The organism is Pseudanabaena sp. FACHB-1998, assembly GCF_014696355.1.
In the GTDB taxonomy this organism is placed as follows: Bacteria; Cyanobacteriota; Cyanobacteriia; order Pseudanabaenales; family Pseudanabaenaceae; genus Pseudanabaena.
This window is the reverse complement of record NZ_JACJQA010000033.1, coordinates 215,514-234,193: the sequence shown is the minus strand read 5'-3', so window position 1 is coordinate 234,193 and position 18,680 is coordinate 215,514. Positions and strand designations below refer to the sequence as shown.

Here is an 18,680-nt window from a genome sequence, read left to right as displayed (position 1 = left end):
ATCTAAAATTCGGCAATCAAATCACGAATGACGATACTTGCCATATTGATCCCAAACAACGCAGGAATATAGGAAATCGTGCCGTAATACGATCGCTTGAAATTACTGCCATCGGTTAACTGCAAAGAATCGCGATTGACCAACTCCTCCGAATACACCGCCATAATCTGAGCATTAGCAAAACCCTTGCGGCGCAAACCCTTCCGCACCTTATAAGCAAAGCGACAGCAATCCGTCTCAAAAATTGGCGCAATTCTCACCTTTTGGGGATCAACACGTCCACCAGCCCCCATACTGCTCGCCACCTTCACGCCATTAGTCACCGCCGCCCCCAGAAAATATAACTTAGGTTGCAAACTATCAATGCAATCTAAAACCCAGTCAAATTTGGTTGTCACCAATTCCATCATCAAATCAGGGGTAAGAAATTCCTTCATTGACGTTAATTGCAACTCAGGATTAATGTCTTGCATTCTCGCCGCCATCACATCCGCTTTATGCACATCAACCGTACTATCGAGAGCCACAATCTGGCGATTTTTGTTAGAAGGATCAACGCGATCGCCATCCACAATTGTCATCCGTCCGATCCCCGCCCGACATAAAAACTCGGCGGCAAAACTCCCCACGCCCCCCATGCCCACCACTAAGACATTCGCCTGCTTGAGCTTGGCGATTCCATGATTGCCAATTAATAATTCCGTGCGTTGTAACCAGTCCGTCATGACCAAAGTTAGTAATATTTATGGATGGCTGTAACCTTACAGCGCTTTGCGCTCAACCTAGAACCAAGAATTTTTTAAAGGGTTGCAAAGCAACCCTTTAAAAAATTCTTGTGTTTCATTAACTTGGTAATTGCTCCCCCTAAGAATTAGTAATGCGACGTGAAGCGTCGCATTACTAATTCTTAGGGGGAGGCAGTAGCCTGAACAATTAAATATAAAATTAAATATAAAACTAAATATAAAACTTTTGCATATGACATTCCCTTCTCATGCCGCCTTAACTAAAGCTGAATTGCTTGATCGCTACACCAAAGGCGATCGTAACTTTGAGCAAACCCATCTCCATGAATCGGATATGCAAAACATATCGCTGCATGGCATCGATCTTAGCGAATCCATCTTAGCCAAAATTAACTTTAGTGGCTCTGATTTGCGAGGAGCCGACCTCGCATGGGCAGATCTCAGCCATGCCAATTTAGAAAAAGTAGATTTGAGAGGAGCTATTTTAACCAGAGCCGATCTTAGTCATGCCAACCTACAGGGAGCAAATCTTCTCAAAGCCGATCTTAGTCTTGCCAAACTAGAAAAGGCAAAATTATCAGGTGCAACTATGCCTGATGGCTCCATCCACCAATAGAAAAAGGTAAGTTTTACCTCCCTTTTCTATTGGTGATTTACCAATTTTTATTTTATTTTTTTCTTGATAAAGTCTACGAGTTGTTGGAATTGCTTTTGTTGGGTAGCTATTTGCTGTTCCAAAATCTTGGACTTTGCTTCTAGCTCTTCAATCCGCTTAATCAACGCATCATCAGTCTTTTCGGTGGCAGGGGTATCTACAGTTGTACTTGTGGGAACTACGGAAACAGGAGGACGTTTTTGGACTAAAACCATAGCCCGTTTAATGGCTGTAATTAGTTCCTTCTGCTCGAAAGGCTTTTCAATAAATACTAAATACTTATCTTCAAAAGGCTCGGAAATTTTGCTCGTTACTTCTTCCTTACGTCCAGACATCAAGACTAAGGGAATACGGCTTAATTCGGGACTCTGCTGCAAGGTTTCATAAACTTCAAAGCCACTCATGCGAGGCAATAAAAAGTCGAGCATGATCATCCAAGGCTTTTCCTGATGAATCATCTCTAAGCCTTTGATGCCATCGGCGGCTTCTAATACCTCAAAATTTGCGGGCGGGAGCATATCACGCACCATATTACGGATTACGCGACTATCATCAATCACTAGTATCTTGTGAGCTGCCACTGCTGATAACCCCTTAGTTGGTTTGGTGAATAGACATATATGTTATGAGCTGGTTCCTATGAGATGGTTCCTTCGGTTACTACATTGCCCACTGATAGCGAATCTATTTAAACGATCGCAAGTCTTTGATTTTAAGGTAAAAGTACCAGATGAATAAAAGCTTACTAGTTTTTGTTAAATTTGGCTCATGATATCTCATGCTCAGGACAATTCAACTACAGATCGCGGCTGATTACAGGGCTTTGCGCTCAAATCTGAATCAAGAACTTTTTTGAAAGGGTTGCAAAGCAACCCTTTCAAAAAAGTTCTTGTGCTTTGTTTGTTCGGAAATTGCTGGAATAGGAATCTAGAGCAGGTAATAATTTAACCGCAATAATTTAGCACATACAGCCCTTGTCATGGCAAAGTTGCCACAATTTTCTGGCTAATCTAAAAGAGAGTTGCGCCGCAACTCTACTTTTAGGAATAATACCAAAACCCAAAATGGCTTTGCCATTTTGGGTTTTGGTATTATTCCTATTCAAAAAGCTGTATAGCCGATGCCGATCGCTTGACGAGGTCTGTATAATCTCAAGTACCAAGATTGGGCATGGTTAACTATGCTCAGCTTTTAAAGAATATAAAAGCGATCGCCCATGCTAAAACTGCCAACTAAAGTAAATCCCTTATCTAATAAATCTGGTACAACTCAGAATAACGACGATCGCCCCACTAATCATCAGCCAGAAAGCCCCAAGCCCAATGGACAAAAGCCACTGATCGTCAAACTAGAAAATGTGCGTAAGACTTACACGAACGGCGCAGTCGGTTTAAGAGATGTCAATCTCGAATTATATAAAGGGGATTTTAAATTTATTACTGGTCATTCAGGATCGGGTAAATCGACATTACTAAAACTGCTTTATGGCGCAGAGCAAGCTACCGATGGGGAGGTGCTGGTAAATGGCTTTAACCTCAATGGCTTAAAGGGTAATAATTTAGCGATGCTGCGCCGCAAAATTGGCATCGTTTTTCAAGACTATAAGCTGGTGCCGCGTCGTACTGTTTCCGAGAATGTAGCCTTTGTGTTGATGGCGCAAGGCTATACCTACAAAGAAATTCAGCGCCGTGTTCAACCTGCGCTAAAGATGGTGGGCTTATCACATAAAGCTAATTGTTTCCCTGAAGAGCTATCAGGCGGCGAGCAACAACGGACTAGTATTGCAAGGGCGATCGTGAATACGCCACCTCTCGTTCTTGCCGATGAGCCAACGGGTAATCTCGACCCCGACAATGCATGGCAAGTAATTAAGATTTTAAAAAAGCTAAATTCCTTTGGTGTGACTGTGCTGTTAACTACTCACGATGAGCAGTTGGTGCGAGCCGCTAATCATCCTGTGTTGCATTTGCAAAATGGTTATATTGTTTAGGCTTAGCTTTTGACTTTTTTCTTTTTCCTTCCCCAACGCTATGGTTCAAAACGTCGTTCGCTTCTTTACGAAAATTGACTATTTGTTACGCGAGACTCTGCTCGGCTTGCGGCGCGGTGGCTGGATGAATTGGGCAGCAGTAAGCACTGTGGCGGTGTTGTTGTTTTTGTTTGGGGCAAGTTTACAAATTTCTTGGCAATTGGAAAATGTCCTAGGGCAGTTAGGCAGCCAATTAGAAATTTCAGTATATTTAGATGAAAATACGGTCGGCGAGTCGATGCAGTCGCGTCTATTGCTGGTGGAAGGCGTTGCTTCAGCCAAGTTAATTCCTAAAGAAGACGCATGGCAAAATCTGATGAAGGATCTGGGTAAAACCGATCTCAGTCAAGCGACCCAACAATTAGGTGGAAATCCGTTGGTGGATGAATTTAAAGTACGGGCGGTATCTAGCGATCGCGTGCCTGATATTGCGAAGCGGATTTCGGGATTAAAGGGGGTTAATGAGGTGTGGTACACCAATGAGGTGGTGGAGCGCATTGGACAATTACGCCGTGCAGTGAGTAATAGCAGTGTGGCGATCGTCGCTATCTTTACAGTCATTGCGATCGCCGTAATTACCACTACTATCCGTCTGATCGTGTTGGCAAGACGACGCGAAATTGAGGTGATGCAATTGGTGGGAGCGACCTCAACTTGGATCTATTTCCCCTTTGTTTTGCAAGGTGTGGTCTTTGGGGTGGCGGGTGCAGGGACAGCCTATCTCATGTTGATGTTGAGTTTAAATCTCTTGGGTGAGACGATCATGAATCAACCTGAACTAATTAAATCCCTAGCTCTAGGCTTAACTACAGATTTACGAGTGCAGTTCCTCCTACCTGCAATCTTAGCTATTTTTGGAGCAATGATTGGTGTAGTCGGTAGTTTGCTTGCGGTAAGGCGTTTTTCCTTTAACTAGCAAATTAATTAACAAAGATTCGCCAAATTGCGATCGCCTCCTGTTTTCCCTTAACCAAAACGGGTTCACAGGGCAGAGCATCTCGTAGTTGAAAAGCTATGTCAGAATCAATAATTGCGCTATATCCCATAGCCTGCTGCTGTGGTATGATTGCTAGCAATATGGGTATGTAGCTCAGTTGGATAGAGCATCAGATTCCGGTTCTGAGGGTCGGGGGTTCGAGTCCCTCCATACTCGTTACTAATACAAAAAAATGGCTACGCCATTTTTTTGTACTAAAGGAGAGTTGCGCCGTAAAGCGGCGTAACTCTCTTCTTGGGTTTTGGTATCATGGCTTTGACTTTGATAAGCTGAAACAATGGAACGTGGATTATTGTGGTTGCCCCTGCTAGTAGTTTTCTTTTGGCTAGCGTGGTCAGGCTGGAATGAATACCAAAAAATCGAGTCCTATAAAAGATGGGCAACTCAATTTGAACGACATAAATATGATATTTATGCCGTATTGGGACAGCACGGCGATCGCCTTACTTGGGGCAAACCTACTCGCAAAGATCCCAAAGATTTACAAACGGTTTTACTGCAAGATATAGCTCGAATTAGATTTCGGATTGATAGTAAGTTCTTTGATGAACAGGATGCGGAATTCCCCTTAAAAGCAAAAAAAATCTTGTTGGAATTAGTACTTAAAACTGGCGAAATGCCCAGCATTCAATTTACAGATATTGATATTGCTGCAAAGTGGTATCGCTTTTTAAGCGATCGCCTAGCTAATACCAATTCACAAAAGGGTGACGACACTTTGTGAATTAAAACTCCAGAAGCAAGTTGAGGCGCGAAGTGCCTCAACTCGCTTCTGATCTGGTGTCCTAACAAGAATGGCAACAACTTAACAAAAAGAAGTCTGTGCTTTGCACAGACTTCTTTTTGTTAAGTTGTGTTAAGGCGATCTAAAGATTAATTTAACGATTTATGGTCGATTCAAGTACATTTGCTCCCCTCAATTCGATTCTTAACCTTGCTATAAACCGAACTTTAACTTCATCTTTTAGGCTTAAACCAAGTTTTGAGGATTTACTTTGGAAGTTATTTTAGAAGTTACTCTAGAATTGATTAAAGCTATTTCAACAACATTGTTGTTACTTCTGCTAGGCGACTTCTTTTCAACATTTTTCTATCATGTTCCCGAACATGTATTTGGTAAATTTCATACCATTGTGCATCACGGTAAAAATCGCAGTTTTCTTCATTATGCGGTTTTAACTAGAAATCCTCTCGTATTATTAGACGGTATTTTGGGAGCCGTTCCCTACTTTATATTTACACCTTGGCTTTGGCAATTTTCCGCGATCGGTACGGTAATTGGACTTTTGCTAGGCGAGTTTCATGTGGTTTGGAGACATGTTTCGATTCTCGAATGGAAAACTCCTGAACCAGTTAAATATTTTTGCGATTTATTATTTATTACAACTCCTGAAAGGCATTGGCTACATCACCAAAATGCTTTTGCAGCCTATGGAGATATTTTTTCTTTCTATGATTATCCTGCTCAAAAATGGTTGACTTTTTTGAGATTTGTGCGGCGCAAGTTCAAGCAAATTAATCGAGAAACTGTGGGAGTTTAATTGCTATAAAAATATGTCAATAAAATAGATTTTGGTGCGACTTTGCCGCACCAAAATCTATTTTATTGACTACGGTAATTTGAGTTGCTGGGATGTAGTAAAAAACTGACGACTTACCAAATTAGTGAGAATTAGAGCAGTAATTAAATTTGCTGTAGTAATCGCGAATAAAATTACCAATTGATAGCGCACAGCTAATAAAGGCGAAACCCCGCCCAAAATTTGCCCTGTCATCATGCCCGGTAAAGAAACAACTCCCGCCACCATCATCACGTTAATGGTTGGAATCATCGCGGCTCGGATTGCATCGAATTGGTAATTAGCGATCGCCTGCTGGGGTGTTGCTCCTAGACATAAATGTGTCTCAATCTCTTGCGATCGCTTGACTAAATCCTGCGTAAAGCGCTCGGCTGCGATCGCTGCTCCGTTCATCGAATTTCCTAAAATCATTCCCGCCAACGGAATTAAATATTGCGGCGAGTACCAAGTGCTGGGCTGAACTACTAAAAAAGTAGTGTAGAAAAGAATTGCTAAAGTGCCAACGATTACTGATACCCACATGATCGGCAAAATGTAAGGCACTTTCTCCCGCACCCGATTTTTAGCTTCGCGAGCCGCCATCAAGCTCATCAATAAAATAATGAACAGGATTACTACAGGTTGCTTGATCTCAAATACAGCATCTAGCAAAAATCCCACGACAATCAATTGGATAATGCTGCGAAAAGTGGCAATTAAGAGATTCTTTTCGATCGCCAACTTTTGCCAGACAGAAAAACTAATGGCGATCGCTACCATGCCAAGGGCGATCGCCATTTTGGGAATATTCAGATCGATGACTGCATTCATAGAAGGAGCATTATGTATCCATGCAATTATAAAAGAGAGAGGATGGCGCTTCGCACCATCCTCTCTCTTTTCCTATGACTGCAATGCACCTAAGGTTTGAGAACCAAGCACTCCATCGACGGGTATGCCATAAAAGGCTTGAGCCTCTTTAATAGCAGCCGTAGTTTTTGAGCCTTGAATGCCGTCAATTGCGCCATCATAGAAACCGAGATTACTCAAAAGGACTTGACCTTCTTTGATCGAAGAAGAAGAAACTTCAGATCCTTGGGAATTGTTGGCTTCTTTATAGCTAACTTCCACCTTCGCTACATTGTTAGCATCGACATTGGTATCCGCTTCTAATGCGCGAATCGTCAAAGAACCAGCAACACCATCCGCGATTAGCCCATAGGTTTTCTGAGCCAGAATGATCGCCTCTTGGGTCATTGGACCCGAAATTCCATCGATCGCACCACCATAAAAACCGCGATCGCTTAGCAATTGCTGCAAGTTCTTCACTGCATCGAAATTGCTAGATGTAACTTGGCTAACAGGAATTGCTACAGCCACAGATTCAGCTTCGTAGGTATCGTTATCTAAAGCTGCCAAGGTTTGCGCTCCAACGACTCCATCGGCTTCTAATTTATAAAATGTTTGGGCGGCAATGATCGCTTCCGTAGTGGCTGATCCTTTAATTCCATCAATAGCTCCTGGATTAAAACCACGTCGAGCTAATAGCTGCTGTACGTCAGCAATTCCTTGGCTATAGGCAAAGGCTGCGATCGGCATCACGTTCATGGCGATCGCTCCTGCGGCTAATCCTACACACAAGACTGATTTAGCATGGTGCGAAGATTTGGCGATCGCATCGAGCATTTGACAATCTAAGTTCTGATCGATAGATTCGCCTTGCTGTAAACGTTCGCAAAGCATTTCACTATGGAGATAAGCAACAAGTTCCATACAATTCCGCCTCTCTAAAAAATGCCAACAGGTTCATCAAAATTTAATAACTTTGTGGGACTTGCTTAAGCCCTATAAATTATTCGAGACTTTCAGACATGGCGTGGGCTTTGCTCGCGCCATGTCTAAACCCAAAGCTAATAATTTCTTTGGACTTGCTTAAGCCCTATAAATATTGTATGGAAAAAATCAGTAAATGTCAGAAAATGCTGTTTTTTGTAAGGAAGTAGATGAGCATAACTAATTACAAATCCAAACCCATAAAGTTACGCCCCGCAGGGGCGTAACTTTATGGGTTTGGATAATTTATTTTGCCTTTCAGGCTTTCTTAAACCCCAGAAGCGCCGCAACTCGCTTCTGGGGTTTTGATTTGTCCTCAAGCAAGTGACTACAGCTATATAAGGGGTATTATTGATGGAAATTGAGCAAATGCAGGAAAAATATGATTGACTTCTTGTTTAGCTTTGTCGTTGGGACAAGTGTATTTTTTGGCTTAGGCAGTACCTCCTTTAAAATAGTTAACCAAGGCGAAGAAGCATTGGTCGCATCCTTTGGTAAATACAAACGCAAATTACCTGCGGGGCCGCACTTCATCGTTCCTTTTATTGATACGGTTTCCTATCGAGGCTCCATCAAAGAGCAAGTATTAGATATTCCACCCCAGCAATGCATCACCCGTGACAACGTAGCCATTACTGCGGATGCAGTCGTCTATTGGCGAGTTGTCGATATGGAAAAAGCCTTTTATCGGGTGGAAAATTTGCGCCAAGCGATGACCAATATTGTCCTTACCCAGATTCGCGCTGAGCTAGGTAGCCTAGAGCTGGACGAAACCTTTACCGCCAGAAGCAAAATTAACGAAATTTTATTGCGAGATCTCGATGATGCCACCGATCCTTGGGGTGTAAAAGTGACGCGGGTAGAGCTACGGGACATTCTGCCAGCTAAAGCGGTGCAAGAATCAATGGAATTGCAAATGACTGCCGAACGCAAAAAAAGAGCCGCAATTCTAACTTCCGAAGGGGAAAGGGAATCGGCGATTAATAAGGCGCGAGGTTTAGCGGATTCGCAATTGCTCAATGCCGAAGCTTCACAAAAGGCGGCGATCCTTGAAGCTGAAGGTCAGAAGCAATCACGGATTTTGCGGGCGGAGGCGGAGCGTCAGGAACAGGTGCTAAAGGCGCAAGGTACGGCTCAGGCGATGCAGGTACTTTTGCAATCCATGAAGGGCAATCCCCAAGCTCAAGAGGCTCTGCAATTTTTGCTAGCGCAAAGCTATATCTCGATGGGTACAGCGATCGGTTCTAGCGGCAGTAGCAAAGTTATGTTTATGGACCCTCGTGCGATCCCTGCGACTCTAGAGGGGCTGAAATCAATGGTGGATAGTCCTGATCAGGGCGATTCCCCAACAAAGGAATGGCATAAATAGATAGTTAACAGGGCAACGCCCTATTAACTATCTATTCAGACATGGGCGAATGCTAAACTGCGAATTATCGGTGTAATGCGCTAATTATGGGAATTATTACCAAACGTTCATCTAAAAAAATTCGAGCTAATGAAATTTTGATCCGTCTCAAGCGGCTATATCCTGACGCAACCTGCTCGCTAGATTATGAAACACCTGTCCAGCTATTAGTTGCGGTGATTCTCTCTGCTCAATGCACCGATGAACGGGTGAATATGGTAACGCCTAAGTTATTTGCGAGATTTCCCGATGCGATCGCCCTTGCGAATGCCGATCTGGATGAATTAATGGAATTAGTTCATTCCACAGGTTTTTATCGCAATAAAGCCAAAAATATTCGTGGGGCTTGTGAAATGATTGTGCGAGACTTTAATGGACAAGTCCCGAACACCATGGATTCCCTGCTCAAGTTGTCGGGAGTAGCCCGCAAAACTGCCAATGTAGTTTTGGCTCATGCCTTCGGAATTAATGCAGGTGTCACCGTGGACACCCATGTAAAGCGTCTTACCAAAAAATTGGGGCTGACTAAATTTGATGAGCCTGTGAAGGTTGAACGCGATCTGATGTCGTTACTGCCCCAACGGGACTGGGAAAATTGGTCAATCAGAGTGATTTATCACGGTCGAGCCGTTTGCAAGGCCCGTAAGCCAGCCTGCGATCGCTGCGAGCTTGCGGATTTATGCCCATCGGTAGCAATCCCCAAATAAAAGGGCGGCACTTCGCGCCGCCTCTTTTATTTGGTACTCACAAGCATTGGTTGTGAAGTTTTCTAAAGATAACTATCTTTTATGCTGTGACATCAGCGCTTATTCCCTAAAATGAAGACAAAATTCTCCCTGCAATCTTTACTTAATAAAGAGTTATGACAGATTTTGTAAAACCCTTCAAGAACGATCCCCAACTAGGGAATTTGTCTACCCCAATCAGCGATTCGGCAATTGTTAAAGCTTTTATCGGTAACCTTCCTGCTTACCGTAAAGGCTTGTCTGCTAGCCGTCGCGGTCTAGAAATTGGCATGGCTCATGGCTACTTCATCTATGGACCTTTTGCTTTACTTGGTCCCCTCAGAAATACCGAATTAGGTAGCCTTGCTGGTTTGTTGGCAACTGTTGCCTCTGTGGTGCTTTTGACCCTTGGCTTGTCCTTATATGGTCAGACTGTAACTAAGTTGCAATCTAGCTCTGCTGTGGATGCTCCTGAAGAATTAAGCTCTGCTGCTGGTTGGAGTGAATTTGCTGGTAGTTTCTTGCTTGGTGGCGCTGGTGGTGCTGCATTTGCATACTTCCTTAACTACCTTGAGCCTTTCCAAAAGTTTGGCGGTTTGCTCTGGTCTTAGGTTTGATTTTAGGTTTGATTTTTTGGTGTTAATCCTGTTAACTCAAAATTTTTCTAAATTTAAGCCCGATCAATTCCCACAATAATTTCATCTTATTCAAGGAAATCATAACCATGACTGGATACTACGCACATTATTACGTTTCTTTCATTTTTGTGCCTCTTATTGGCGTAATCCTTCCCATCGCAACTATGGGTTTACTTCTCAACTACATTGAGAACTAATTGAGAGCTAATTGAGAGATAGTTTTTACAGTAATTTGTAATCTGTAAATCGTTTTTATTACATATTCAATATTTTCTAGGCGATCGCCTAAACCAAAAAGAGAGATGTTGTGCTTTGCACGGCATCTCTCTTTTGGTTTTTTATAGCTGTAGTCACTTGCATTGGGACAAACTAAGACCCAAGAAGCAAGTAGCGGCGGTTCGTGTCGTCACTTGCTTCTTGGGTCTGAAGAAAAGCGGCGCTTCGCGCAGTATTTCTTTGTTTTTGCTAAGGAGTAATATAAAGAGATTATATTTTGTCTTACATCTATGTCCTACCTTCGCTTGGCAATTACGACTTTAGTGGCGATCGCCTGTTTATTGATTGCGCCTCTTGATACTCAAGCTGAAACCTTATCCTTTAGCCATGCTCAGTTAAAAGGACGAGATTTTTCGGGACGAATGTTAGCGGGGTCGGGCTTTGCCAATGCCAATATGGAAGGGGCAAATTTTGAAAATGCGGACTTACGAGGCTCGGTTTTTAGTGCTTCAATTTTACGCAATGCCAAACTTAAGGGGGCTGATTTTTCTAGCGGATTGTTAGATCAAGCGGATTTTGCTAAAGCCGATTTAACGGATGCGCTCTTAGTCGAGACAATTCTTCTGCGGAGTACCTTTGACTTTGTGAATATTGATGGTGCTGATTTTACGGATGCCATCATGGATGGCAGTCAGCGCAAGTGGTTATGCTCTAAGGCGAAGGGAATAAATTCTAAAACAGGTGTTAGTACGAGAGAATCTTTGGAATGTGATTAAACGAAAAAAGCCGCAAAGCGGCTTTTTTCGTTTTGCTAAAGCAAATTCAGTAAGGTTTTTGAAAAACTTTCTAGGGAATCAAATCCAGAAACATTGCCGAAATTGCAGTTTCGGCGGCTTCACAAATACCGCGTTCGGTAATTAGACCTGTCACTAATTTGGCAGGAGTAATGTCAAATCCATAATTCAAAGCTGAGGTTTCTAAAGGTGCAACTCTCACTTTGCCCAGTTCACCATTATCCTGTAAACCTTGCATATAAAGCACTTCGTCCGCACTACGGGTTTCGATCGCAATTTCCTTAAGGCCATCCACAATGTGCATGTCAAAGGTGGAACTGGGCAATGCCACATAAAAGGGAACTTGATTATCAAAGGCGGCTAGAGCTTTTAAATAAGTCCCGATTTTGTTTGCAACATCGCCACTGCGAGTTACGCGATCGGTTCCTACGATGCACAGATCCACCTTGCCATATTGCATTAATAAACCACCCGTATTATCCGCAATCAGGGTATGGGGAATCTTGGATTGTCCAAGTTCCCAAGCGGTCAAATTTGCGCCTTGATTGCGTGGACGGGTTTCATCAACCCATACATGAATATTGAGACCCCGATCGCTAGCTTCATAAATTGGCGCTAAGGCACTGCCGCGATCGACGATCGCCAACCATCCTGCATTGCAATGGGTAAGAATATTTACGGGTTCACCCTTGGGCTTAGTTTTGGCGATCGCCTCAATTAACTCACAGCCGAATTTACCGATGTTGCGCGTACCTATGACATCCTCATCAGCGATGGCGATCGCCTCCTTGAGAGCAACTTCGATTAAATCAAGCTTTTTACTAGCCGCCTTTTCTAAAACTGTAATCATGCGATCGACCGCCCACATCAAATTCACCGCCGTGGGGCGGGCGCATCTCACTACCGCAGCGAGATTCTTAATTTTTTCCAGATCGCCTTGACTTTCTCGCGCCGCCAAGTAAACACCAAAAGCTGCCACATTACCAATTACGCCTGCGCCCCGCACAGTCATATCTTGAATCGCCAATGTCGCGTCGGCACTAGTTTTGAGGGTTTTTGTCGCCAATTTAAAGGGAAGTAGCGTCTGATCGATCACCACCAAATCGCCACCTTCCAACCAAAATGCTTTATATGTCGAGTTCATAAACCCTCTTTCAGATAATTTCGTTAATTAAAGTCAATTTTGCGCCATTTTCTCCCTGTAAAGCAGGGAGAAAATGGCTAGATCGAACTCAAGTTAACTAAGTATAGCTGTCGCCCCATGAAAAAATTAGTGGCGGCGCGAAGCGCCGCCACTTACATTTACAAATTACATTTACAAAAAGATGTAAAAGCGTTGCAAAGCAACGCTTTTACATCTTTTCTTGGTTTGGGTTTGAGCGTAAAGCGCTGTATTAAATAGCTTAGAAAAAGTTAGCAGTGATGCTGACTTTGGTGCTACAGCTATCATTAGGAGCTAACACCGTTAAATATTCCTTCGTATTTAAGGAATTGCGGGTAGCAGTCCAAGGCTCTAAACAATAGAAGTCTTTGCCCTTCACAGTCCAAAAAACGAGATAGGTATAAAAATCATCATAATCAATCGCAATTTTCAATTTGCGATCGTGATCGGTCACAGAGGTAGAACGGCTCGACAAATTCCCAAATACGGAATCAATCTCATCTTGATCGAAGTTAAACTTGCCATCAAAATCAAAGTTCTCTTTGGTGCGATTGTCTTCATATTTAGCAGAAGGAATTTCCACCTCGATCTGATTCTTATCACCACATAAAAAGTATGGATGAAATCCCGAAGAAAAGGGCATTGGAATCGCTGAGAGGTTTTGATATTCCTGCTGAATTGTGAGCGTATTGCCTTGCAATTCGTAGGTAAAAGCCAATTGAAAATCAAAGGGATAAACTAACTTAGTTTGTTCATTGCTAGACAAAGCGATCGTTAGACTTGCCTTGCCATCATTGCTCTGAGACGTAACTGTCCAAGGTAGCTCACGGGCAAACCCATGCTGTTTAATTTTGTATTCCTGACCTTCGACACTATAGGTGTCATTGGGTAAGTTACCGCAGAGAGGAAATAGAATCGGATTCCCCCCTCTCACACTGAGATCGGGATGTGCAAAGCGTTCCGTATCAAGATAAAAAACTTCTTGCCCATTAATGCGCCAGCTAATGACTATGCCACCTCGTTCAGGGACAACTTCGATTTGCGAATTTGCCGCATCATCCGCCAGAACGTAAGTTTTGTATTGCTTTTGCTGAGAGGAAACTGTATACACAAATTTTACCTTGTAACTTTATTGGGTAATTTTCCACTTTATAGCAAAACACAAAATGGCTACGTCATTAGGTGTTTTGCAGTAGCAATTCAAAAACCAATATTCAAAGTGGCGGCGCTTCGCTCCGTCACTTTTATTCCTAAGCAAGGCTTGCATTTCTATACCTTTTTTTGGGCGGCACAACCAACAGGATAAGCCGTGTGATAAGTGCGATCGCGTTTTCCAAATAGCCTATAGCGATGATCACGAATTTGAATATATGTCGCATCTCCTAAAGCTTTGAGTGGAGAAATTGCGCGATAAGCGGTAATCAGAGATTTACCTAATGGCAATAACTGCAAAATTTCTTCGGCGGCTTCACTGCCTTGCCATCTTCTCTCAGGATGATTGCCATCTATTAAAATCATTCCCATTTCACAATCCGCAGCAGTGACATTAAACTGCTGCAAACCTTCTTCGTCCTGCATCGGAATATAGCTAAACAGATTACCGCGATCGCTTCTCTCTAAAATGCTCACAAAGTTAGCACAGAGATTACAATTTCCGTCATAAATGACAACATAGAACATATAGTTCGCTCCTTAGCCTAAATAAAGAGACGTAAAACGTCTCTTTATTTAGGGGATTCTAGAATTTGCAAGGACCTTTTTTACCATTAGGGCAAACCGTTTCCTCATCGGTTTTTGGCAGCTTATTCTTATCAAAATTCACCCCACTAAGGTTGATCCCATTCAGTTTTGAGCCACTTAAGTTTGCCCCATTAATCTGACCACCACTGAGATTTGCTCCACTCAAATCCGTTCCAGTCATATCAGTGTAATTAAGCTTCACATTAGTAAGATTAGCCCGTCTTAAACTGGTGAAGCTAAGATTTAAGCCTGATAAATCCTGATCAGCAAGGTTGCGACCTTCCTTTGGCTCGTTCACAATTTGCCAAGCTAATAGAGTGGTAGGACTAAATTTAGTTGCTTTCTCCGTGCCTTGAGCGCCAATTTTTGTACCCTTTAGATTGGCTCCTTCCATTTTCGCACCGCTAAAATTAGAACGGGTCAAATCTGCCCCCGCTAAATCAACCAAGTTCATTTGGGCATTTTTGAATTCTGACCAAATCACACTGCTTTGAATTAACCTTGCTCGGCTTAAGTTGGCATTGGTAAAATTCACTCCATCCAGATTTGCTTCTTGGAGATTTGCACCGATGAGGCTAGCGTCCTGCATCTTTGCACCCGTGAGAATTGCCTTGCTAAAGTCCACATTATCTAGCTTTGCGCCTTTGAAATCAGCATTGCTGAAGTCTTTTCCACTCGCATCCTTAAATAGTCCCCAACGTAATCCCAAGTCAAAAATGGGTCTATTGACAAGACTATAAAGTAAAAACGCCCCAGCGATCGCCCCTAAGCCAATCACAGGAAATTTGAGATAATCTTGCCACAGTGATTCAATGCTAACACTGGGTATCGTGATTTTTGTCCGACTCGGACTTGGGGCTGGATCTTTCTCTACGGGTGGTTCGCTACCATAGGAACCATAGTTATCTTCAGTAAATCGATTAAAATCTATTTGATCGGGAGGTGCTGACATTCTCGCCTGAGTCGCATCGCCAAAACTAGACATAGGGCGGCGATCGCGTGGTAATTCTCTGGTTTCACTAACTCCCGTCAAATCTGAACGGACGGGAACCTGGCGACTGCGCGGAGGTAATTGAGTACTAGTATTACTGATGCTTGTAATATTGTCTGACAAATCCCCTGAGTCAAGTAATCCCGACCAATCCGTATTGTCATCATGAATTTCCAATCCCAGATCGTTTAGATTAGGTAAACCTGTATCTTTCCGCTTCGGATTGGGAGACGGGCGATGTTCTCTTGCCTGTGGAGAGCTACCAGTAGAATTACCAGCACTCCTACCGCGACTATTACCACTACTAGGTGGCATACTTCCACCCATATCACCATAGGGCTGAGTAGGTGTGTTTAAGACTCCCGAAAGTACAGTATCGGCATCCAGTAAATCCGTCCAACCTTCGTCAATTGCACCCTCTGACCTGCTACTGAGGGATTGCCCATGAAAACTATCAAAGTCATCATGCCCCAATCCACTCACAGGAGGATTACTTAATAAATTAGGGCTAGTTGGAGGTTGAGAAAGCGGCTTACTTTGATGGGGCGATCGCTTGGGGGGTAGGGGTGGTAGAAAAGGTGGTGGCGGTGGCGGATTAATGAGTGAAGGTGAAGTTATATTCTCCTGCTTAATTACAGGAGGCGCTAAAGGAGCAATAGGAGGAGGTGGAGATTGGACGTTAAGCCCCGTAGAGATTTTGGCGGGAGCAAAACCAGAGTCAAAATCATCTCCAGTTAACTCGGTATCTAAGCTATCAAGATCAAAATTATCTAAAAAGTCGTGATCGTTAGTATCTATAGCAAAACTCGCCGATGAAGCTGAGTTTGGAACCAAATTGGGAGATGGAGGAACTGGTGGAAGTCCCATGCCTACAGGAGGTTGCTTAAAATTATCTATTCCAGATATATCTCCATTTAATAAATCAATTGCTAAAGCTTCTTCAAAAGGATCGGTTTCTAATGATTCTTCAATGGCGATCTCAACATCACCGATATATTCTCTAGCGATCGCCATATCAGGTGACTCTACAGAATCTTGGAAGTCATCGACTGGTGGATTACTGCGGTTAGAAGTTAGGGTTGTCGCGATATTGGGATTACTAAGATCTGATGAGGTTACTTCTGGAAAACTTTCTTCGTCAAAAGCATCAAGATCGAAATTCTCATCAATAAAACTATCGATGCTCCCTAAATCATTATAACTAGTAAGACTGCTATCTAGATCATCGGTTAAGCGATCGCTTGAAGCGATATCTTCTGATATAGGTTCGAGAGCTTGATTATCAAAGGTCTCAAGACTTGTAGAAAACTCTGAGGGCGTAAACTGCTCACCGATAGCATCGCTAAAATTTTCCCAATCGGAATTGGAGTCTATCTCATTATCAAGGTTACTGAGGTTATAATCTTGACTAATTGAATAGTCGGGATAAGTTTCTTCGGAAACATGTAAATTTTCAGGCTCATTCGCAGCCTCTGAAAAATCAGCTATATCTTCTATTAAATTGTTTTCTAGTAAGTCTCCTGCGGATTCTGGGATAACAGATTCATCGGGGGGAGTAAAGTATTCTGCTGATTCGTTATATTCTTGATTCCACTCAACACTAGCTTCATTATTGACTGAGTAATCCTGTGGCTCGTTATATTCTTGATTCCACTCAACACTAGCTTCATTATTGACACTGATTTCAGCCTCTATGGCAGCACTCCAGTCTTCTAAATCATTAGTTTCTCCACCGATATACTCTTCCGATGAGGCGAAGACATTTTCAATAGCTGTATGAGATAGGTCATCAGAGTCATTACTAGAAGATGTATTCCAGATGGCATCATCTACATTGCCCCCATGGTCAATATTATTAGCTTCCCACGCACTGGCAAAAGGGTTATCAGCATCAGCATCAATATAACTTGACTCATTTTCCAAGGTAGATGAGCTAGCCCAAATCTCATCATCGATCGCAAGGGAATCTACTGGAGCAGAAAGTTGAACTTGTTCAAAATCATCGAATTCATCACGCTTCCCGACAATTTCTTCTGCCAGATCGTTTTCAACCCAGCCGTCAATATCTTCACTCCCCAGATCGTTTTCAACCCAGCCGTCAAGGTCTTCACTGACAGGGGATTCACCTAATTCTTGAGGTTCAACAAATGCTTCGTTATCAGCTACGAAACTGTCCAGAGAAACTTTGTCAGCATAGTCATCAGCAACTGATTGGTCTAAAGCTAATTCATTTACTAACTCGTCTGCTACCTCATCACCAATGAATTCATTTTGGAAATCATCAAAATTTTCATAAACATTGTCAGGTGTAGAGCTATCAATAAATTCTTCTGCTGAATTTACCGAATTGTCTAACTCAGGCTTACCAATTTTTGCAAGTTTAGTGGGTCTAACAAAAGAATCACTGACACTGTCTAAGCTATCATTTTCAAAGGTTTGAAGATCTTGCTGAAAATTAAATTCATTAGAGAGATTAGCAATTTGATCCCAATCATTATCAGTTGACAGATTATCTAAAGACGCATTATTTAAATCGAATAAATCATTGCCTGAATGTTCCTCGGCTAATTGAGAAAGCTCTCTAATTTTACCTTCAGTAATATCAATTTCATTAAGTAAGTCGTTAACATCAAAATCATCTACGGGAGAATCAGAATCTCCAAAATCTAAAGATTCTAATTCTGACAAATTAGAATCTCCAAAAAAATCTAGCTCGTTTATGCCTAGAGCGTCGCCTAATTCGTCAGCTAAGTTTAATTCTGCGGGAGGTGTGATGACTTGGGATGGAACATTCGGCTCGTCCATTCGAGTTTTGAGATCGGTTACAATCAGCCAGTCAATGTTACCTACATCGTCACTTTTATTTTGACTATTTGCCGTTATCTTGGAATTAGGCGATCGCTCGATGGGTTCGTCTAATCCTATAGATTTTAACCATTCGAGATCTTCTAAATCATCATTTAATTGTTGAGTTTTAGCTGATGGAACAGGTGAATTATTAGGGGGAGGAGTAGCTTCTTTTTTTGCCTTTGAAGGTACGCCAATTCGCGTACTAATATCGGATATAATCATCCAGTCAACGTTTGCAGCATCAGTTTCCAATGGCTGATGATCTGGTTCGTTAGCGCCTTGTCCTTTGTTTGGGCTATTTCCGTTAGAAGCCATGAATCAATCCTCACCTTTATTT

19 protein-coding genes and 1 tRNA gene are annotated in these 18,680 nt (G+C 42.5%); 11 read left to right on the top strand and 9 right to left on the bottom strand.

Going from position 1 to position 18,680, the window contains the following annotated elements:
• Nucleotides 1–2: 2 nt before the first annotated feature.
• Nucleotides 3–725, bottom strand: coding sequence for a tRNA threonylcarbamoyladenosine dehydratase (locus tag H6F42_RS14890; RefSeq protein ID WP_190400144.1), 723 nt, complete (start codon nucleotides 723–725; stop codon nucleotides 3–5).
• Nucleotides 726–978: 253 nt separating this feature from the next.
• Between H6F42_RS14890 and H6F42_RS14885 the strand changes: the two genes are divergently transcribed.
• On the top strand, nucleotides 979–1,362 hold the full coding sequence (locus H6F42_RS14885; protein ID WP_190400143.1) for a pentapeptide repeat-containing protein: 384 nt from the start codon (nucleotides 979–981) through the stop codon (nucleotides 1,360–1,362).
• A gap of 47 nt (nucleotides 1,363–1,409) precedes the next feature.
• Here the strand turns inward: H6F42_RS14885 and H6F42_RS14880 are convergent, their stop codons facing one another.
• Entirely contained in the window at nucleotides 1,410–1,982 is a 573-nt protein-coding gene (locus H6F42_RS14880) for a response regulator (RefSeq protein ID WP_190400142.1), read from the bottom strand.
• A gap of 635 nt (nucleotides 1,983–2,617) precedes the next feature.
• On the opposite strand from H6F42_RS14880, the gene ftsE reads away from it, so the two are divergent.
• Both ftsE and H6F42_RS14870 read left to right on the top strand, forming a co-directional pair.
• Entirely contained in the window at nucleotides 2,618–3,391 is a 774-nt protein-coding gene (ftsE, locus tag H6F42_RS14875; protein ID WP_190400141.1) for a cell division ATP-binding protein FtsE, read from the top strand.
• A 40-nt stretch (nucleotides 3,392–3,431) separates the two neighbouring features.
• Nucleotides 3,432–4,346 carry an ABC transporter permease gene (locus H6F42_RS14870; protein ID WP_190400140.1) on the top strand — a complete coding sequence of 305 codons (915 nt, stop codon included), beginning with the start codon at nucleotides 3,432–3,434 and terminating at the stop codon, nucleotides 4,344–4,346.
• Between the two features lie 4 nt (nucleotides 4,347–4,350).
• Here H6F42_RS14870 and H6F42_RS22155 read toward each other — a convergent pair whose 3' ends face one another.
• The gene (locus H6F42_RS22155; protein WP_277873873.1) at nucleotides 4,351–4,476 is read right to left on the bottom strand and encodes a hypothetical protein; all 126 of its coding nucleotides are present in this window, start codon (nucleotides 4,474–4,476) and stop codon (nucleotides 4,351–4,353) included.
• A gap of 33 nt (nucleotides 4,477–4,509) precedes the next feature.
• On the opposite strand from H6F42_RS22155, the gene H6F42_RS14865 reads away from it, so the two are divergent.
• The 3 genes from H6F42_RS14865 to H6F42_RS14855 all read left to right on the top strand — a co-directional run bounded on the left by H6F42_RS14865 (nucleotide 4,510) and on the right by H6F42_RS14855 (nucleotide 5,968).
• Nucleotides 4,510–4,583 (top strand) — tRNA-Arg (locus tag H6F42_RS14865).
• Nucleotides 4,584–4,704: 121 nt separating this feature from the next.
• A complete protein-coding gene (locus tag H6F42_RS14860; RefSeq protein WP_190400139.1) occupies nucleotides 4,705–5,151 on the top strand; it encodes a hypothetical protein in 447 nt (148 codons plus the stop codon).
• A gap of 271 nt (nucleotides 5,152–5,422) precedes the next feature.
• Nucleotides 5,423–5,968: a sterol desaturase gene (locus H6F42_RS14855; RefSeq protein ID WP_190400138.1), complete on the top strand. Its 546-nt coding sequence runs from the start codon at nucleotides 5,423–5,425 to the stop codon at nucleotides 5,966–5,968.
• A 69-nt stretch (nucleotides 5,969–6,037) separates the two neighbouring features.
• Here H6F42_RS14855 and fetB read toward each other — a convergent pair whose 3' ends face one another.
• The gene (gene fetB, locus H6F42_RS14850; RefSeq protein ID WP_190400137.1) at nucleotides 6,038–6,817 is read right to left on the bottom strand and encodes an iron export ABC transporter permease subunit FetB; all 780 of its coding nucleotides are present in this window, start codon (nucleotides 6,815–6,817) and stop codon (nucleotides 6,038–6,040) included.
• A 72-nt stretch (nucleotides 6,818–6,889) separates the two neighbouring features.
• Nucleotides 6,890–7,759 (bottom strand): peptidoglycan-binding protein, encoded by an 870-nt coding sequence (locus tag H6F42_RS21945; protein ID WP_190400136.1) that lies wholly within the window; start codon nucleotides 7,757–7,759, stop codon nucleotides 6,890–6,892.
• A 442-nt stretch (nucleotides 7,760–8,201) separates the two neighbouring features.
• Here H6F42_RS21945 and H6F42_RS14840 point away from each other — a divergent pair, with 442 nt between their 5' ends.
• From H6F42_RS14840 to H6F42_RS14820, 5 genes are all read left to right on the top strand, one after another.
• Nucleotides 8,202–9,188, top strand: a complete 987-nt coding sequence (locus H6F42_RS14840; RefSeq protein ID WP_190400135.1) for an SPFH domain-containing protein — start codon at nucleotides 8,202–8,204, stop codon at nucleotides 9,186–9,188.
• An 86-nt stretch (nucleotides 9,189–9,274) separates the two neighbouring features.
• Complete coding sequence (gene nth, locus H6F42_RS14835) at nucleotides 9,275–9,934, top strand: endonuclease III (RefSeq protein WP_190400134.1); 660 nt, start codon at nucleotides 9,275–9,277, stop codon at nucleotides 9,932–9,934.
• Between the two features lie 155 nt (nucleotides 9,935–10,089).
• Complete coding sequence (locus H6F42_RS14830; RefSeq protein WP_190400133.1) at nucleotides 10,090–10,563, top strand: photosystem I reaction center subunit XI; 474 nt, start codon at nucleotides 10,090–10,092, stop codon at nucleotides 10,561–10,563.
• Between the two features lie 113 nt (nucleotides 10,564–10,676).
• Nucleotides 10,677–10,787, top strand: a complete 111-nt coding sequence (locus H6F42_RS14825; protein WP_071590184.1) for a photosystem I reaction center subunit VIII — start codon at nucleotides 10,677–10,679, stop codon at nucleotides 10,785–10,787.
• 309 nt (nucleotides 10,788–11,096) lie between these two features.
• On the top strand, nucleotides 11,097–11,582 hold the full coding sequence (locus H6F42_RS14820) for a pentapeptide repeat-containing protein (protein WP_190400132.1): 486 nt from the start codon (nucleotides 11,097–11,099) through the stop codon (nucleotides 11,580–11,582).
• A 70-nt stretch (nucleotides 11,583–11,652) separates the two neighbouring features.
• On the opposite strand, the gene mtnA is transcribed toward H6F42_RS14820, so the two are convergent.
• The 4 genes from mtnA to H6F42_RS14800 all read right to left on the bottom strand — a co-directional run bounded on the left by mtnA (nucleotide 11,653) and on the right by H6F42_RS14800 (nucleotide 18,658).
• On the bottom strand, nucleotides 11,653–12,744 hold the full coding sequence (gene mtnA / locus H6F42_RS14815) for an S-methyl-5-thioribose-1-phosphate isomerase (protein ID WP_190400131.1): 1,092 nt from the start codon (nucleotides 12,742–12,744) through the stop codon (nucleotides 11,653–11,655).
• A 259-nt stretch (nucleotides 12,745–13,003) separates the two neighbouring features.
• Nucleotides 13,004–13,873, bottom strand: a complete 870-nt coding sequence (locus H6F42_RS14810) for an aldose epimerase (RefSeq protein WP_190400130.1) — start codon at nucleotides 13,871–13,873, stop codon at nucleotides 13,004–13,006.
• A gap of 158 nt (nucleotides 13,874–14,031) precedes the next feature.
• Nucleotides 14,032–14,442, bottom strand: coding sequence for a DCC1-like thiol-disulfide oxidoreductase family protein (locus tag H6F42_RS14805; RefSeq protein ID WP_190400129.1), 411 nt, complete (start codon nucleotides 14,440–14,442; stop codon nucleotides 14,032–14,034).
• Nucleotides 14,443–14,500: 58 nt separating this feature from the next.
• Nucleotides 14,501–18,658, bottom strand: coding sequence for a pentapeptide repeat-containing protein (locus H6F42_RS14800; RefSeq protein ID WP_190400128.1), 4,158 nt, complete (start codon nucleotides 18,656–18,658; stop codon nucleotides 14,501–14,503).
• Nucleotides 18,659–18,680 lie beyond the last annotated feature (22 nt).

Excerpts from the sequence above, each read along its gene's own strand:
- nth (WP_190400134.1), top strand. The coding sequence starts at position 9,275 with ATGGGAATTATTACCAAACGTTCATCTAAAAAAATTCGAGCTAATGAA.
- ftsE (WP_190400141.1), top strand. The coding sequence starts at position 2,618 with ATGCTAAAACTGCCAACTAAAGTAAATCCCTTATCTAATAAATCTGGT.
- H6F42_RS22155 (WP_277873873.1), bottom strand. The coding sequence starts at position 4,476 with ATGGGATATAGCGCAATTATTGATTCTGACATAGCTTTTCAACTACGA.
- H6F42_RS14870 (WP_190400140.1), top strand. The coding sequence starts at position 3,432 with ATGGTTCAAAACGTCGTTCGCTTCTTTACGAAAATTGACTATTTGTTA.
- H6F42_RS14890 (WP_190400144.1), bottom strand. The coding sequence starts at position 725 with ATGACGGACTGGTTACAACGCACGGAATTATTAATTGGCAATCATGGA.
- H6F42_RS14825 (WP_071590184.1), top strand. The coding sequence starts at position 10,677 with ATGACTGGATACTACGCACATTATTACGTTTCTTTCATTTTTGTGCCT.
- mtnA (WP_190400131.1), bottom strand. The coding sequence starts at position 12,744 with ATGAACTCGACATATAAAGCATTTTGGTTGGAAGGTGGCGATTTGGTG.
- H6F42_RS14840 (WP_190400135.1), top strand. The coding sequence starts at position 8,202 with ATGATTGACTTCTTGTTTAGCTTTGTCGTTGGGACAAGTGTATTTTTT.
- fetB (WP_190400137.1), bottom strand. The coding sequence starts at position 6,817 with ATGAATGCAGTCATCGATCTGAATATTCCCAAAATGGCGATCGCCCTT.
- H6F42_RS14830 (WP_190400133.1), top strand. The coding sequence starts at position 10,090 with ATGACAGATTTTGTAAAACCCTTCAAGAACGATCCCCAACTAGGGAAT.
- H6F42_RS14860 (WP_190400139.1), top strand. The coding sequence starts at position 4,705 with ATGGAACGTGGATTATTGTGGTTGCCCCTGCTAGTAGTTTTCTTTTGG.
- H6F42_RS14820 (WP_190400132.1), top strand. The coding sequence starts at position 11,097 with ATGTCCTACCTTCGCTTGGCAATTACGACTTTAGTGGCGATCGCCTGT.
- H6F42_RS14885 (WP_190400143.1), top strand. The coding sequence starts at position 979 with ATGACATTCCCTTCTCATGCCGCCTTAACTAAAGCTGAATTGCTTGAT.
- H6F42_RS14805 (WP_190400129.1), bottom strand. The coding sequence starts at position 14,442 with ATGTTCTATGTTGTCATTTATGACGGAAATTGTAATCTCTGTGCTAAC.
- H6F42_RS21945 (WP_190400136.1), bottom strand. The coding sequence starts at position 7,759 with ATGGAACTTGTTGCTTATCTCCATAGTGAAATGCTTTGCGAACGTTTA.
- H6F42_RS14800 (WP_190400128.1), bottom strand. The coding sequence starts at position 18,658 with ATGGCTTCTAACGGAAATAGCCCAAACAAAGGACAAGGCGCTAACGAA.